Here is a 14337-nt window from a genome sequence, read left to right on the forward strand (position 1 = left end):
GGACCACGCCATAGGGACGGTTTGACCGGATGGCGCAGCCGCGCGTACCGTGACCAGGTCGAGTTGTCGATGGCTGCTGCCGCCTGCCTCCGATGGGCAAAGATCACGATCTGTGATTGTGAAGCGGTGCACACGGGCGTAAACGCGAGCTTCTCGTGGGCGCACGGTGACAGCCAGGCGATGTCCCGCCGTCTACGAATCATTTCTGGAGCCCCCGAGTGAGCAAGCGCACCTTCCAGCCGAACAACCGTCGTCGCGCGAAGACCCACGGTTTCCGCCTGCGCATGCGTACCCGTGCCGGCCGCGCCATCCTGGCGAACCGCCGTGGCAAGGGTCGCGCCAACCTGTCCGCCTGATCGCGTACAGGTCATGACGTGCTGCCTACCGAGAATCGGCTGAGGCGGCGCGAGGACTTCGCGACTGCGGTACGGCGGGGACGCAGGGCAGGCCGCCCACTTCTCGTCGTCCACCTTCGCAGCGGCACAACGGACCCGCACGCGCCTGGGGAGAGCGCCTCCCCGACGTGTGCGGGTTTCGTCGTGAGCAAGGCTGTGGGCGGTGCTGTGGTCCGCAACAAGGTCAAGCGGAGACTGCGCCATCTCATACGCGATCGGCTCTCCGAGCTGCCCCCGGTAGCCTGGTGGTCGTACGGGCGCTGCCCGGCGCGGGTGACGCCGAACATGCACAGCTGGCCCGAGACCTGGACGCCGCTCTTCAGCGGCTGCTGGGAGGGGGCGCGCGATGAAGTACCCGCTGCTGGCTCTGATCAAGATCTATCAGTGGACGATCAGCCCGCTGCTGGGGCCCGTCTGCAGGTACTACCCGTCGTGTTCCCACTACGGATACACGGCCATCGACCGGCACGGCGCGGTCAAGGGCACAGTGCTGACCGCCTGGCGCATCCTGCGGTGCAATCCGTGGTCGCCGGGCGGGGTGGACCACGTGCCTCAGCGCAAGCGCCCGCGGTGGCACGAAATGCTGCGTGATGCCTTGCGCGGCGACAGCAAGGGCGGGGACGCCGCCGCTGATCTGCCTGTCCCGGGATCGACCTCCGCATCCCAGGGCCCGGCCGCAGAGACCTCGCCCAATGCTCAAGGAGCCTGATTAGTGGACACGATTGCCAGTCTGTTCAGTTTTATCACCACGCCTGTCTCGTGGATCATCGTCCAGTTCCACAGTCTCTACGGGGCGATCTTCGGCCCTGACACGGGATGGGCCTGGGGACTGTCCATCGTGTCGCTGGTGATCCTTATCCGGATCTGTCTGATCCCGCTCTTCGTGAAGCAGATCAAGTCGACCCGGAACATGCAGGCGCTCCAGCCGAAGATGAAGGCTATCCAGGAGCGCTACAAGAACGACCGACAGCGTCAGTCCGAAGAGATGATGAAGCTGTACAAGGAGACGGGCACCAACCCGCTCTCCTCGTGCCTTCCCATCCTGGCCCAGTCGCCGTTCTTCTTCGCGCTGTACCACGTGCTCAGCAAGATCGCCTCGGGTGACGAGATCGGGGTGCTCAACAAGGACCTCGTGAACAGCGCGCGTGAGGCGCACATCTTCGGTGCTCCCATCGCCGCGAAGTTCATGGACGACCCGGCCAAGGTGGAGGCGCTCAACGCCTCGCTGACCGACGTTCGCATCGTCACCGCCATCATGATCATTCTGATGTCGGCGTCGCAGTTCTACACCCAGCGTCAGCTGATGCAGAAGAACGTCGACCTCACGGTCAAGACGCCGTACATGCAGCAGCAGAAGATGCTGATGTACATCTTCCCGCTGATCTTCGCCGTCATGGGCATCAACTTCCCCGTCGGTGTCCTCGTCTACTGGCTGACCACCAACGTGTGGACCATGGGCCAGCAGATGTACGTGATCAATCAGAACCCCACCCCGGGCAGCAAGGCCCAGGACCAGTACCTGCAACGGCTGCTCAAGACCATCACCGCACACGGTGAGGTCCGCTCGCGGCGCAAGCGCAGTGTCATCCAGGCGATCGTGGCCAAGGGGACGGACCGCAACGAGAACGAGCGCCGGTTCATCTCCGGTCTCGCCAAGGCCAGCCTGGCCGCGCAGGCGGACGGCACGGTGGCCAAGAGCGACTCCGCGGTGGCCGAGGCCGAGGGCGGAGCCGCGCAGAGGCGCCAGCAGCCCAAGCGCCAGAGCAAGTCCAAGCGCCAGACCACGGCTGCCCAGCCCGGTGCCGCCAAGGATTCCGACGCCGCAGGCGCCTCTGCCAAGACCTCTCTGGAAAAGGACCAGCCGGCGGAGGGCCGCTCCAGGGCCGGTTCCTCCCAGGGCGACGCCAAACAGGGCGCCGGCGGTGGCAAGGCCACCGGCGCACGCCAGCCCAAGTCCGGACAGCGCAAGGGCTCGCAGCGGCCCAAGCACCCGTCGTCCAAGAAGTAAGAAGGAGCATCCGTGACGGAAGGCACCATCTCCGCCGCCGCCGAGGGTGGCGACACCCTGACCCGCCTCGAGCAGGAAGGGGAGATCGCGGCCGATTACCTCGAGGGCCTGCTCGACATCGCAGACCTCGACGGTGACATCGACATGGATGTCGAGGCCGACCGCGCTGCGGTTTCGATCATCAGCGACACGGCCAGCCGGGACCTGCAGAAGCTCGTCGGCAAGGACGGTGAGGTTCTTGAGGCGCTTCAGGAGCTGACGCGTCTGGCTGTGCATCGGGAGACGGGCGACCGTAGCCGGCTGATGCTCGACATCGCCGGCTTCCGGGCGAACAAGCGCACCGAGCTGGCCGAGCTGGGTGCGAAGGCCGCCGCCGAGGTGAAGAGCACCGGTGAGCCGGTGAAGCTCGACCCGATGACGCCCTTCGAGCGCAAGGTCGTCCATGACGCCGTCGCGGCGGCGGGGCTGCGCAGTGAGTCCGAGGGCGAGGAGCCTCAGCGCTTCGTCGTCGTGCTCCCTGCCTGACCGCTTTGTTCCGTCGGCCCCGTCTGTTCGCAGGCGGGGCCGATCTTTGTCAGCCTGTTAGTCAGCCACCACAGTCCACATTGCGGCAGTGCGGTACGGAAGGACGGTCCCCGTGACGGAGGCAGCACAGCTTCCCCAGGCGCCCGAGGCGGCACGGAAGGTGTTCGGAGAGTACTTTCCAGAAGCCGTGCGGTACGCGGAGCTGCTCGCGGACGCCGGGGTCAAGCGCGGTCTGATCGGGCCACGCGAAGTGCCGCGGCTGTGGGAACGGCATCTGCTGAACTGCGCCGTCCTCTCGGAAGTGGTGCCGGAGGGCGTCACGGTGTGTGACGTCGGCTCCGGCGCGGGGCTTCCCGGGATCCCGCTGGCGCTGGTGCGACCGGACCTGAAGATCACCCTTCTGGAACCGTTGCTTCGCAGGACGAACTTCCTCCAGGAAGTGGTGGAGCTGCTCGGCCTGGACCACGTGACCGTGGTGCGCGGACGGGCCGAGGAGGTCCTCGGGAAGGTTCCTCCGGTGCACGTGGTCACGGCGCGGGCAGTCGCCCCGCTGGACCGGCTCGCCGGCTGGGGCGTCCCACTGCTGCGGCCCTATGGCGAGATGCTGGCTCTCAAGGGCGACACCGCCGAGGAGGAGATCCAGGGCGCTCGTGCGGCGCTCAGCAAGCTGGGTGTCGTGGGGACCTCGGTTCTTCATGTCGGTGAAGGCCTTGTCGATCCGCTGTCCACGGTCGTGCGGGTCGAGGTCGGGGAGAGCCCTGGTGGTGTGAGGTTCGCCGCAAAGCGCGCGAAAGCTGCCCGCACCAGTCGCACGCGCCGTCGTCGCTGAGCCATACACGTTGCCATACGTACTGATTTCGGAGTGTCGTCCCGGTGTAGTCATGCGGCTTGGGCATCGTGTTTCACGTGAAACGTCGCTCACTGCTGCAGGGAATCATCAGCCGCGGCCGTGCGGCCGCCCCGATCAAGGGTCGCAGGCCCCTCTTGAGGGCTACAGAGTTGTCCACAGAGGTGGATTCCTCCACAGATCCACGGGGCTCGCTGGTTCGCGACCCCGAAAGCATGGCAGGCTCTGCTCATTGCGAGCCTGATGTCGAGGAGAGTGAATCCTTGCGGTCCGACGCCAACATCGCGGGACCGATGACCGATCCGGTCCCCGGTCCCCGTACCGAGTCCGCGGGGGACGATGTTTCACGTGAAACACCGCCCCCCATGGATGACACCCCCATCGGCCGAGCTGCTCAGCTGGCCGTGGAGGCGCTGGGGCGTGCCGGTGAGGGTCTGCCCCGACCTGAGCAGACACGCATCATGGTCGTTGCCAACCAGAAGGGCGGGGTAGGCAAGACGACCACCACGGTCAATCTTGCTGCTTCGCTCGCCTTGCACGGCGCGCGCGTTCTGGTGATCGACCTGGATCCGCAGGGAAACGCTTCCACGGCTCTGGGGATCGATCATCATGCGGAAGTTCCCTCGATCTATGACGTCCTGGTGGACAGCAGGCCTCTCGCCGAAGTGGTCCAGCCGGTCCCGGACGTCGAAGGACTCTTCTGCGCCCCCGCCACCATCGATCTCGCCGGTGCGGAGATCGAGCTGGTGTCGCTGGTGGCGCGGGAGAGCAGACTGCAGCGGGCGATTCAGGCCTATGAGCAGCCGCTGGACTACATCCTCATCGACTGTCCGCCCTCACTGGGCCTGCTGACGGTCAACGCGCTGGTTGCCGGCGCGGAGGTGCTGATCCCCATCCAGTGCGAGTACTACGCGCTGGAGGGGCTCGGGCAGTTGTTGCGGAACGTGGACCTGGTACGCGGCCATCTCAATCCGGCGCTGCATGTCTCGACCATCCTGCTCACGATGTACGACGGCAGGACACGACTTGCCTCGCAGGTCGCGGACGAGGTGCGCAGCCACTTCGGCGAAGAGGTGCTGCGGACGAGTATCCCGCGCTCGGTGCGCATCTCGGAGGCCCCGAGCTATGGGCAGACGGTGCTGACCTACGATCCAGGGTCCAGCGGTTCCCTGTCGTATCTCGAAGCCGCACGCGAGATCGCGCTGCGTGGGGTCGGGGTGCAGTACGACCCGCACCATGCCCAGGTGGGCCAGAACAGCCAGCAGAACATGTCGGAGGGGATCCAGTGAGCGAGCGACGTAGAGGATTGGGGCGTGGGCTCGGTGCGCTGATTCCAGCCGCTCCGCAGGAGAAGCAGCCGACGGCGTCGGGCACGGAGGCATCTCAGGGATCGTCCCCTGTGCTGACAGCCGAACGGGGAGTGGCGGCGGCCAAGGTCGCCACGCTGCCCGCAGCGGTGACACCCCAGGCGACAGCTCCCGCCCCCGAAGGGGAGACCGCAGAGACGTCGGCGAGCGCTCCGGCTGGGGCGCACTTCGCCGAGGTGCCGCTCGGCGCGATCACGCCCAACCCGCGTCAGCCGCGCGAAGTCTTCGACGAGGACGCCCTCGCGGAGCTGGTCACGTCCATCAAGGAAGTGGGCCTCCTCCAGCCGGTTGTCGTGCGGCAGTTGGGCCCGGACCGCTATGAACTCATCATGGGTGAGCGTCGCTGGCGGGCCTGCAGAGAGGCCGGCCTCGAGCGGATCCCGGCGATCGTCCGGGACACCGATGACGAGAAGCTGCTGCTGGATGCTCTCCTGGAGAACCTGCACCGGGCCCAGTTGAACCCGCTCGAAGAGGCCGCCGCCTACGACCAGCTGTTGAAGGACTTCAACTGCACACACGATCAGCTGGCGGACCGGATCGGTCGCTCTCGGCCGCAGGTGTCCAACACCCTTCGCCTGCTGCGGCTTTCTCCGCCGGTCCAGCGTCGGGTCGCGGCAGGAGTGCTTTCCGCCGGGCACGCCCGAGCTCTCCTCTCCGTGGACGATTCGGAGGAGCAGGACCGGCTGGCACACCGGATCGTCGCCGAGGGTCTGTCGGTCAGGGCAGTCGAAGAGATCGTGACGCTGCTGAACTCGAACCCCAAGACCGCGCCCAAGCCGAAGGGCCCGCGGGCCGGCACGCGTCTGTCCCCGGCACTCACGGATCTTGCGTCAAGGCTCTCCGACCGCTTCGAGACGCGAGTGAAGGTCGATCTCGGTCAGAAGAAGGGGAAGATCGTTGTCGAGTTCGCCTCGATGGACGACCTCGAGCGAATCCTGGGCACGCTTGCCCCTGGTGAAGGACGCGTGCTGGAGAAGGGACTCAGCGAGGTCTCTGCCGAGGACGACGAAGCCTGAGTGTCTTCTGCTCGGCGATGCCGAAGCTGTCTGAAGGGGCGGGTGGTGTTCCGGAGACGGAACACCACCCGCCCCTTCGGCTTGGTGCGGTATCCGTGCCGGGGTCGGGTGGATACGATGCGTTCTGGTATGACGCATCCTCCTTGAACCACTTCGGAAAGAGGCAAGGCCATGCGATCGGTGAGCTGCGGCCAACTGGTGACGGCAGGCCTTGGGCTCGGGGCGGTGAGCGGCTTTGTCAGCAGCTTCCTGCTCGAGCGGAGCAGGCTGGCAGATGCTTGCAGCGCGGCACACGAGGGAAGTGAGGAACAGCCTCCATGGGGCGTCGGCTCGTACCGCTCACGCTGGACAACCTTTCGGACCTTCCCAAGCGTTGTCGTGCGTGCGTCTTCTGGGAACTTGATCCGGTCAGCGGTGAAGCCGCAGTAAAGGCCGGAACTCCTGAGCTCGAGAAGGAGGCCTGGATCTCGGCCGTACTCCTCGAGTGGGGTTCCTGTGGTCGCGTGGTCTACGTGGACGAGGTTCCGGTGGGCTTCGTTGTCTATGCCCCGCCTGCGTACGTACCGCGCTCCACAGCCTTCCCGACGAGTCCCGTGGCGGCCGACGCGGTCCAGTTGATGACCGCGTGGGTCATGCCCGGCTATCAAGGGCAGGGCCTTGGACGGGTCATTGTTCAGACGGTCGCCAAGGACCTGCTGCGCCGGGGGTTCCGTGCGATCGAGGCATTCGGCAACGCACGGTGGAATGAGCCGGCCTGCGTCCTGCCGGCCGATCACCTCCTCGCGGTCGGCTTCAAGACGGTTCGACCGCACCCCACATATCCGCGCCTGCGGTTGGAGCTGCGCACGACTCTCTCCTGGAAGGAAGATGTCGAGCTGGCTTTGGATCGCTTGCTGGGTGCCGTACAGAAGGAGCCGGCGCTGCGGCCTCTCTGACTGCGAACATGAGAATGGGCCCACCCCTAGGGGATGGGCCCATTCTCATGTTTCACGTGAAACAGCGGAGGTGCTTCTACTCTCCGATGAAGCTCTCGAGGTCGCGGACGATCGCGGCCTTCGGCTTGGCACCGACGATGGTCTTGGCGACCTCGCCGTTCTGGTAGACGTTCAGCGTCGGGATCGACATGACGCCGTACTTGGCTGCGGTGGCCGGGTTCTCGTCGATGTTGAGCTTCACGACCTGGATCTTGTCGCCATGCTCGGCCGCGATGGCTTCGAGGGACGGCGCGATCTGGCGGCACGGACCGCACCAGGCGGCCCAGAAGTCCACGAGCACGGGCTTGTCGCTCTTGAGGACCTCCTCCTCGAAGGAGTCATCAGTCACGTTCTTCAGGGCGCCGGCCACGGCGGCCTCCTTACTTCTCTGCGGGGTGTGGGGTGGGGTGGTCCAGGGTGGGTCAGACCACAGGGGTCTTCTCCGGCTCCGCCGCCTTCTCGCTGTCCGAAAGAGCGGCGAGGAAGCGCTCGGCGTCCAGGGCGGCGGCGCAGCCGGTCCCGGCGGCCGTGATGGCCTGACGGTAGGTGTGGTCGACCACGTCACCGGCGGCGAACACTCCGGTGACGTTGGTGCGGGTCGACGGGGCATCGACCTTCAGGTAGCCCTCGCCGTCCAGTTCGAGCTGTCCCTTGAACAGCTCGGTCCGGGGGTCGTGGCCCACCGCGATGAACAGTCCCGTCACTGCGAGCGGCGACTTCTCGCCCGTCTTGGTGTTGTTCAGAGTCAGCCCCGAGAGCTTCTGGTCACCGTGGATCTCGGCGACCTCGCTGTCCCAGGCGAAAGAGATCTTCGGGTCGGCGAACGCCCGCTCCTGCATGGCCTTGGAGGCCCGCAGAGTGTCGCGTCGGTGGATGATCGTGACGGACTTGGCGAAGCGGGAGAGGAAGGTGGCTTCCTCCATCGCCGTGTCGCCACCGCCGACGACAGCGATGTCCTGGTCCTTGAAGAAGAAGCCGTCACAGGTCGCGCACCAGGAGACACCACGGCCGGAGAGAACGTCCTCGTTGGGGAGGCCGAGCTTGCGGTGCTGGGAGCCGGTGGTGACGATCACGGCCTTCGCGCGGTGAACGGTGCCGGCCGTATCGGTGACGGTCTTGATGTCGCCGGTGAGGTCGACGGACACGATGTCGTCGGGCACGAGCTCGGCCCCGAAGCGCTCGGCCTGGGCGCGCATGTTGTCCATGAGGTCGGGCCCCATGATGCCGTCGCGGAAGCCCGGGAAGTTCTCCACCTCGGTCGTGTTCATCAGCGCACCGCCGGCGGTGACAGCTCCCTCGAACACCAGCGGCTGAAGCGATGCCCGCGCGGTGTAGAGCGCGGCTGTATAGCCCGCGGGCCCGGAGCCGATGATGATCACGTTACGGACGTCGCTCACGGGTTTGTTCCTCGTCTCTGCAGACTGCCTACTGCCTACGGGGCGGGTTCATGGACTCTCACCCCACCCAACGGATCCTACGGGGCGTGCATTCCCGTGTAGCCGGAGCGGCACAGACGATGTCTCAAGGACGAGGATAGGACTCCGTAAGGAGCAGCTCTCCGGGCGGGTTCGCCGCACGATCCACGCATGCCGCATCGACGACGTAGGCCTGGACCTGAGTGCTGTCCTTGGCGTGTGTCATCAGGACGAGGTAGGCGTTTACACCTTCGTAGGTGCCTCGCTCAGCGGCGAGTGGACCGTCCGTCCGGCCGGTTCCCTGCTGAATGCAGGCAGGCACCGCCGCGTCCGGAGCATCCTTGGGTGACATCGTGGCGGGACCGCTCTGCAAGGAAGGTGCCTTCTCGATCCTCGGCTCGGCCTCCTGTGTCGGTCCGGCCGCCAGCAGCGATTGGACGCGACTTTCGAGGGCGCTGCCGGAGAACTCCGCGCTGTCCCGCGCGGCGGAGCTCACACTCGTCTCCTTCTTGGCTGCCGAGGCGTCGTTGGCGGTATTCGTCTGAGCCGACTGGAGGAACATCACCCCGACGCCTACTGCGGCGGCCCCGAGGACGGCGCCCAGGACGGCACCGCGTCGACGACGTGCCCGGCCGTTTCGCCCCGGACCGGTCGCCGCGCGGGGGTGTCCTGCCGGTCGGGCGGATGTCGACGCAGGCTCCGCCGCGGGCGAGCGGGGCACTGTTTCACGTGAAACACGGTCTCGATCTTCGGGTGCCGTGGCTTCGAGGAGTGCCTCTGCGGCCAGAGCCGCGTCGATTCGGCCGGAGATGTCGGCGGGCATGCGGGGAGGCCCCGGCAGTGTGCCCAGCAGGCCACGGATCTCTTCAAGGGACGTCTGCACGTCGGCGCACAGCGGACAGTCGTCGAGGTGCCGGCGCACCTCGGCCGTGCGTGCGGGCGGGAGAAGGCCTTCGGTGAGGTCGGAGATTTCCGAGACGTGCGGGTGCCCGGTCGTGTCGGTCGATGTCACGCGCGCCCACCTCCGCCCTTCACTGCCGCAGGGTCACTCGGCCCTGTCTCTCTTGGTCCCGACGCCGGTGGGACGGATGTCCCCGGCGTCCGGTTCCTTCCCCTGGTGAGGTCGGTGTTATCCCCGGGCTGACCACGCAGATGCGTGAGCATGGGCAGGAGGCGTGCGCGGCCCCGGGCGCATCGGCTCTTCACCGTTCCCGTAGGGACATCCAGAAGGCGCGCGGCTTCTGCGACGGGGTACCCCTGCATGTCCACCAGCACCAGCGCCGCGCGCTGGTCCACCGGAAGTTTCGCCAGGGCCGCCAGAAGTTCCCGGTGGAGATCGTGACGCTCGGCGGGAGCCTCTGCCGACTCGTGCGGCTCCAGGAGCTGCTCCAGGCGCTCCGTGTCGTCCACTGGCGAGGTCTTGCGTGAGGCCGCCTTCCGCGCGCGGTCCAGGCAGGCATTGACCGTGATGCGGTGCAGCCACGTCGTGACGGCCGACTGACCGCGGAAGGTGTGCGCCGCGCGGAAGGCCGATACGAGAGCGTCCTGAACCGCGTCGGCGGCCTCCTCACGGTCCCCCAAGGTGCGCAGCGCCACGGCCCACAGCCTGTCGCGATGGCGACGCACGAGCTCGCCGAAGGCGTCCGGGTCCCCGTCGACGTGGCGTGCCAGCAGATCCTGGTCGCTTACGTCTCCGAGTGTCGCGTCGTCCAACGGTGAGCCCCCTCCCATGCCTCCGTGTCAGCCGGTGAAGGCGACGTCCGTGATGCCCTGTTTGTAGCCCGGGTCGCTGTACTCGTCCTGGGGCGAGTACGGCATCGCCGTCATCCAGAGCAGCACGTACCGGCTCTTCACCGGCTCCTTGGCGGTCACCTTCAGAGTGGAATCGCTGGTACGGCCGGTTGCGATCTGCTGCATGGAGCCGACCGGACCGGAAGGATTCAGCGAATCAACGGCGTAGACGCTGATGGTGGTGTGGTCTCCGCCGTAGCGCAACGCTATGGACGCGCCGGCGACGTCTTTCTCGGAGCCGAGGTCGTAGACGATGCCGACGCCCTGCTTCACGGACGGCACCAGAGCGGGTCCGTCGAAGTAGCTCCGGCTCCGCCAGTAGGTGGTGCTGTCCGAGTCATGAGTGGCCCCGACGTTGTTCGCGTTCTGCGGCGCCCCGTCCGGTGCGTACTCCTGGGCGTCCTGAATGGCCAGAGGCACGGGTGTGTCGGACTTGTCCCCGTCCTGGTTCGTGGTCTCCGTCTCCGAGGTCTTGGGCTCCTCCGAGCCGTTGCGGTTGTCCAGCAACTTGTCGGCGACCTGCCAGCTACCGAGTCCGAGCGCGGCGATGAGGAGTGCCGACACGGCCCACTTGAGGGCCTTGCCCGTACGGGTCTGCAGGGGCGGCGGCGGGGTCGGCGTCGGCTGGGTGGCACCGGCTCCCGGCATGGCCGCGGGGCGGGCGTAGTTGCCCTGCTGGTAGGTGGTTCGCTGGTACTCGGGCGGCGCCGTGAACGCCGGCTCCGGCGGGCGGATGCGTGGCATCGCGGCGACGGCCTTGGCCAGTTCGTCAGGCGTCGTGCAGGGCGGCTCCTGGCGGGACGCGGTGGCGCCGTCGTTGACCAGGGCCCGCATGGCCAGCTCGGACAGGCCGCGGTGCACACCGGCCCGCACCTGGTCGGGAGCGACCAGGCCGACTCCCTTGGGGAGGCCGGTGAGTCCGTACGCGTCGTTCTCGTACGGCCAGCGCTGCGTCAGCGCTGCGTACAGGAGGGCGCCGATGGCCTCCGTGTCGGTGCGCTGGGGGCCGTCGACGGAGATGCCGCGCAGGGCGGCGTTGACCGCCAGTCCGCGGATCCGGTACTGCCCTGTCGAGGTACGCAGCACGGCACCGGGAGTGAGCCTCAGGTGGGCGAGTCCCTCCCGGTGGGCGGCAGCCATCGCCTGGGAGACCTGGTCGACGAGCTGGTACGCGTCGTGCGGCTCGAACGGGCCGGCGGCCAGGAGAGCCGTCAGCTCGACGGCGTCGGGCAGCCATTCGTGGACGACGTAGACGAGGTCGTTCTCCTCGACGGCGTCGAGGACCTGGACGAACCGGGGGTCACCGAGGAGGGCCGAGGATCGGGCGGCTGCCAGAACCGAGCGTGCTCGGGGATGGTCGGCCGGCAGGATGTGCACGCCGACCGCGCGCCGGAGTTTCTCGTCGACGGCGCGCCAACTGCTGAAACCGTCCAGACGGGTGACGCACTCCTCGAGCCGATAGCGTCTGGCGAGCTTGTGGCCGCTGTGAAGTTCGGGCGTCGAGTAGGACGGTTCGCCGCCCTGCCGTTCGCCTTCCTTGTCGAGCGCGGCCTCTTCCGCCGCGTTCTGAGAGCCCGCTGCCGGAGACTCTGCCGCCTGGGTGTCTGCCGCCCCGTCGGTCGTGGCCTTGCCCGCCTTCGCGGTCAGCGGTTCGTCCCCGCCGTTGTCGGCCACGTCGACGGCAGCCGTGCTACGTTCCGCCACCGTCGTTCCTGCCTCCCCATCCGTTGCGCCATGTCCAACAGCCATGCCAATTGTGCCCACAGTCCGACGCTATGCACGACACGCGGGGTCCGACGATGGTTGTGCGGAACGGGCCCGCAGCCGGCCGTCGTCGTGATTGTGACGACGTCTAGCGGCCGAGCCGGCCACGGATCATGCCGACCATGGCGTTGAGTTCCTCGATCCGCATCCGCTTCGCAGCCACGAAGAAGACGCCCAGCAGCACGATGCCGCCCACCACGAGCGCTACCACGGAGCCCCCCGCGCCGCTGCCGAGTCCCATCAGAATGCCGTAGGCCACGGCGCCGCCGACCACCGCCGCCGGGACGGACGCCATGGACAGCCGGGCATAGGTGCGCATGACGTGAGCGCCGTCCAGATCACCGCCAAGACGGTTCTTGAGCCTCCGCCAGGCGACGCCGACACCGACGGCGTAGGCGAGGCCGTAGGAGGCGGCCATGCCGACCACGGCCCACTGGGCGGGCAGCAGCACGTAACAGAGAGCGGAGGCACCAGCGTTGACGACGGCGACGATGACCGTGTTGTAGAAGGGCGTCCGGGTGTCCTCGTACGCGTAGAACCCACGCAGCACCACGTACTGCACGGAGTACGGGATGAGGCCGAGTCCGAAGGCCATGAGGATGAAGCCCATGCCCCGGGCCGCCTCCGTGCCCGTGGAGGCGAAGAGCAGCGTCGACATGGGCAGTCCGAGCGCGAGGAACGCGAACGACACCGGAACGATGGCGACGGCCGAGTTGCGAAGGCCCTGGGAGATGTCGTCGCGGACGGCACCGGGATCGTTGTCGTGGGCCGCGCGGGAGATGCGCGGCAGCAGGGCAGCCATGACGGAGACGGTGATGATGGCCTGCGGCATGCCCCAGATCAGCTGGGCGTTGGCGTAGGCGATGAAGCCCGCGCCCTGCTTTCCGGACGCCTCGCCCGCGGCCGTGGCGAGCTGGGTGACGACCAGAACGCCCGCCTGATTCGCGAGGACGAAGAGGACGGTCCACTTGGCCAGCTTCACGGTCTTGCCGAGCCCGTGGCCCTTCCAGTCGAACCGGGGACGGAAGCGGAAGCCTGTCTCCCGCAGGTACGGGATCATCGCCAGTGCCTGGACGACAAGACCGAGCAGCGTCCCGATGCCCAGCAGCCGGACCCCCTCCGCGGGAATCGTCTGCACACCCATCATGGACTCGGCGGAGGTGCCGTACACCCAGATGAACAGCCCGAAGGTGGTGATCATGACGATGTTGTTCAGGACCGGGGTCCACATCATCGCGCCGAACCTGCCACGGGCGTTGAGGATCTGCCCCATGACCACATGGATGCCCATGAAGAAAATCGTGGGCAGGCAGTAGCGGGCGAAGGTGACCGCGACGCTGTTGGCGGCCTGATCGCTCGCGATCGTGTCCGACATCAGCCGGATCAGCAGCGGTGCTGCGAAGACCGCGATCGCGACGATCGCGCCGAGCGCCACCATCACCAGCGTGAGCAGACGGTTGGCGTAGGCCTCGCCGCCGTCGTCGTCGTTCTTCATCGCACGGACCAGCTGCGGAACGAAGACGGAGTTGAGACCGCCGCCGACCGTGAGGATGTAGATCATCGTCGGCAGCGTGTAGGCGATGGTGAACGTGTCGCCGAGGAGCGCGGCACCGAGGGCGGCGGTGATCACGAGACTGCGGACGAAGCCCGTGAGGCGGGACACCAGGGTTCCGGCCGCCATCACAGCACTCGACTTCAGCAAGCCCGCGGCCCGGCCTGCGGGCTTCTTGGGGCGGGCGGCGCCGGCATCGGTTCGGCAGCGGGGGGCGGCACCGAGGACTGCTGGTCCTTGAAGAGATGAGCGAAAGCGTCGGGTTCCGGCCTTTCCTCGCCGGCCCGTGTGACCAGGTCGTCGACGCCGGTGAACTGGGTGGTTCGCGCGTCGTCGCCGTAGGGGAGGCGGCGGGAAGGGCCCTCGGGCTCCGGCGGCGGGGTCTGCGCCCAGATCCGGGGTCCGGGGCGTACTGGGGCGTCGCGGGCTGCTGGTAGAGCGGTTGCGGCTCCTGGTAGGTGCCCGGGGCGGCGGGGGGTGCGCGGAGCGGTCGTAGAGCGCCTCGTTCACGGGGTCCTGGGCGGAGAGGTCCTGAGCCTGAAAGGGATCCGGAGCGTAGGCGTCCTGGACATAGGGGTCCTGCGCATACGGGTCCGACGAGGGCTGCTGAGGCGGGAAGGAGCCTGTCGGGTCACCGCCCGCGCCCTGACCGCGGTCACCGTCGTACGGCGCGTTCATGACTA

The 14337-nt window shown here is 67.4% G+C and carries 13 protein-coding genes and 3 pseudogenes; 9 read left to right on the forward strand and 7 right to left on the reverse strand.

Annotated elements, in window-relative coordinates; all coding sequences use genetic code 11:
* The first annotated feature begins 218 nt into the window (after window positions 1-218).
* From rpmH to GLX30_RS17930, 9 genes and pseudogenes are all read left to right on the forward strand, one after another.
* The gene (rpmH, locus tag GLX30_RS17890) at window positions 219-356 is read left to right on the forward strand and encodes a 50S ribosomal protein L34 (protein WP_014047156.1); all 138 of its coding nucleotides are present in this window, start codon (window positions 219-221) and stop codon (window positions 354-356) included.
* Window positions 357-374: 18 nt separating this feature from the next.
* Window positions 375-745 (forward strand): annotated as a pseudogene (gene rnpA, locus GLX30_RS17895) (ribonuclease P protein component).
* Window positions 742-1104: a membrane protein insertion efficiency factor YidD gene (gene yidD, locus GLX30_RS17900; protein ID WP_159689828.1), complete on the forward strand. Its 363-nt coding sequence runs from the start codon at window positions 742-744 to the stop codon at window positions 1102-1104. Before rnpA ends, yidD begins: the two are co-directional and overlap by 4 nt.
* 3 nt (window positions 1105-1107) lie before the next feature.
* Window positions 1108-2403 carry a membrane protein insertase YidC gene (gene yidC / locus GLX30_RS17905; protein WP_159689831.1) on the forward strand — a complete coding sequence of 432 codons (1296 nt, stop codon included), beginning with the start codon at window positions 1108-1110 and terminating at the stop codon, window positions 2401-2403.
* 12 nt (window positions 2404-2415) lie between these two features.
* On the forward strand, window positions 2416-2928 hold the full coding sequence (locus tag GLX30_RS17910) for a R3H domain-containing nucleic acid-binding protein (RefSeq protein WP_005314970.1): 513 nt from the start codon (window positions 2416-2418) through the stop codon (window positions 2926-2928).
* A gap of 112 nt (window positions 2929-3040) precedes the next feature.
* On the forward strand, window positions 3041-3757 hold the full coding sequence (gene rsmG / locus GLX30_RS17915) for a 16S rRNA (guanine(527)-N(7))-methyltransferase RsmG (protein WP_159689833.1): 717 nt from the start codon (window positions 3041-3043) through the stop codon (window positions 3755-3757).
* A gap of 233 nt (window positions 3758-3990) precedes the next feature.
* Window positions 3991-5064, forward strand: coding sequence for a ParA family protein (locus GLX30_RS17920; protein ID WP_159695101.1), 1074 nt, complete (start codon window positions 3991-3993; stop codon window positions 5062-5064).
* Window positions 5061-6158, forward strand: coding sequence for a ParB/RepB/Spo0J family partition protein (locus GLX30_RS17925; protein ID WP_159689836.1), 1098 nt, complete (start codon window positions 5061-5063; stop codon window positions 6156-6158). Before GLX30_RS17920 ends, GLX30_RS17925 begins: the two co-directional genes overlap by 4 nt.
* 317 nt (window positions 6159-6475) lie before the next feature.
* Entirely contained in the window at window positions 6476-7093 is a 618-nt protein-coding gene (locus tag GLX30_RS17930) for a GNAT family N-acetyltransferase (protein WP_159689839.1), read from the forward strand.
* A gap of 76 nt (window positions 7094-7169) precedes the next feature.
* Here the strand turns inward: GLX30_RS17930 and trxA are convergent, their stop codons facing one another.
* The 7 genes and pseudogenes from trxA to murJ form a co-directional block, all read right to left on the reverse strand.
* Window positions 7170-7502: a thioredoxin gene (gene trxA / locus GLX30_RS17935; protein WP_037774197.1), complete on the reverse strand. Its 333-nt coding sequence runs from the start codon at window positions 7500-7502 to the stop codon at window positions 7170-7172.
* A 52-nt stretch (window positions 7503-7554) separates the two neighbouring features.
* Window positions 7555-8529 (reverse strand): thioredoxin-disulfide reductase, encoded by a 975-nt coding sequence (trxB, locus tag GLX30_RS17940; RefSeq protein ID WP_159689842.1) that lies wholly within the window; start codon window positions 8527-8529, stop codon window positions 7555-7557.
* Between the two features lie 124 nt (window positions 8530-8653).
* Entirely contained in the window at window positions 8654-9043 is a 390-nt protein-coding gene (locus GLX30_RS36205; RefSeq protein ID WP_347879812.1) for a hypothetical protein, read from the reverse strand.
* Window positions 9044-9445: 402 nt separating this feature from the next.
* Window positions 9446-9559: pseudogene (locus tag GLX30_RS36210) on the reverse strand (zf-HC2 domain-containing protein); the annotation flags it as partial.
* The gene (gene sigM / locus GLX30_RS17950) at window positions 9556-10260 is read right to left on the reverse strand and encodes an RNA polymerase sigma factor SigM (protein ID WP_159689848.1); all 705 of its coding nucleotides are present in this window, start codon (window positions 10258-10260) and stop codon (window positions 9556-9558) included. The gene sigM and the pseudogene GLX30_RS36210, both read right to left, overlap by 4 nt.
* A gap of 27 nt (window positions 10261-10287) precedes the next feature.
* On the reverse strand, window positions 10288-12042 hold the full coding sequence (locus GLX30_RS17955) for a protein kinase family protein (protein WP_159689851.1): 1755 nt from the start codon (window positions 12040-12042) through the stop codon (window positions 10288-10290).
* Between the two features lie 148 nt (window positions 12043-12190).
* Window positions 12191-14332, reverse strand: a pseudogene (murJ, locus tag GLX30_RS17960) (murein biosynthesis integral membrane protein MurJ).
* Window positions 14333-14337 lie beyond the last annotated feature (5 nt).

Origin of the sequence: Streptomyces sp. Tu 2975 (assembly GCF_009832925.1) — a bacterium.
Classification (GTDB): Bacteria; Actinomycetota; Actinomycetes; order Streptomycetales; family Streptomycetaceae; genus Streptomyces.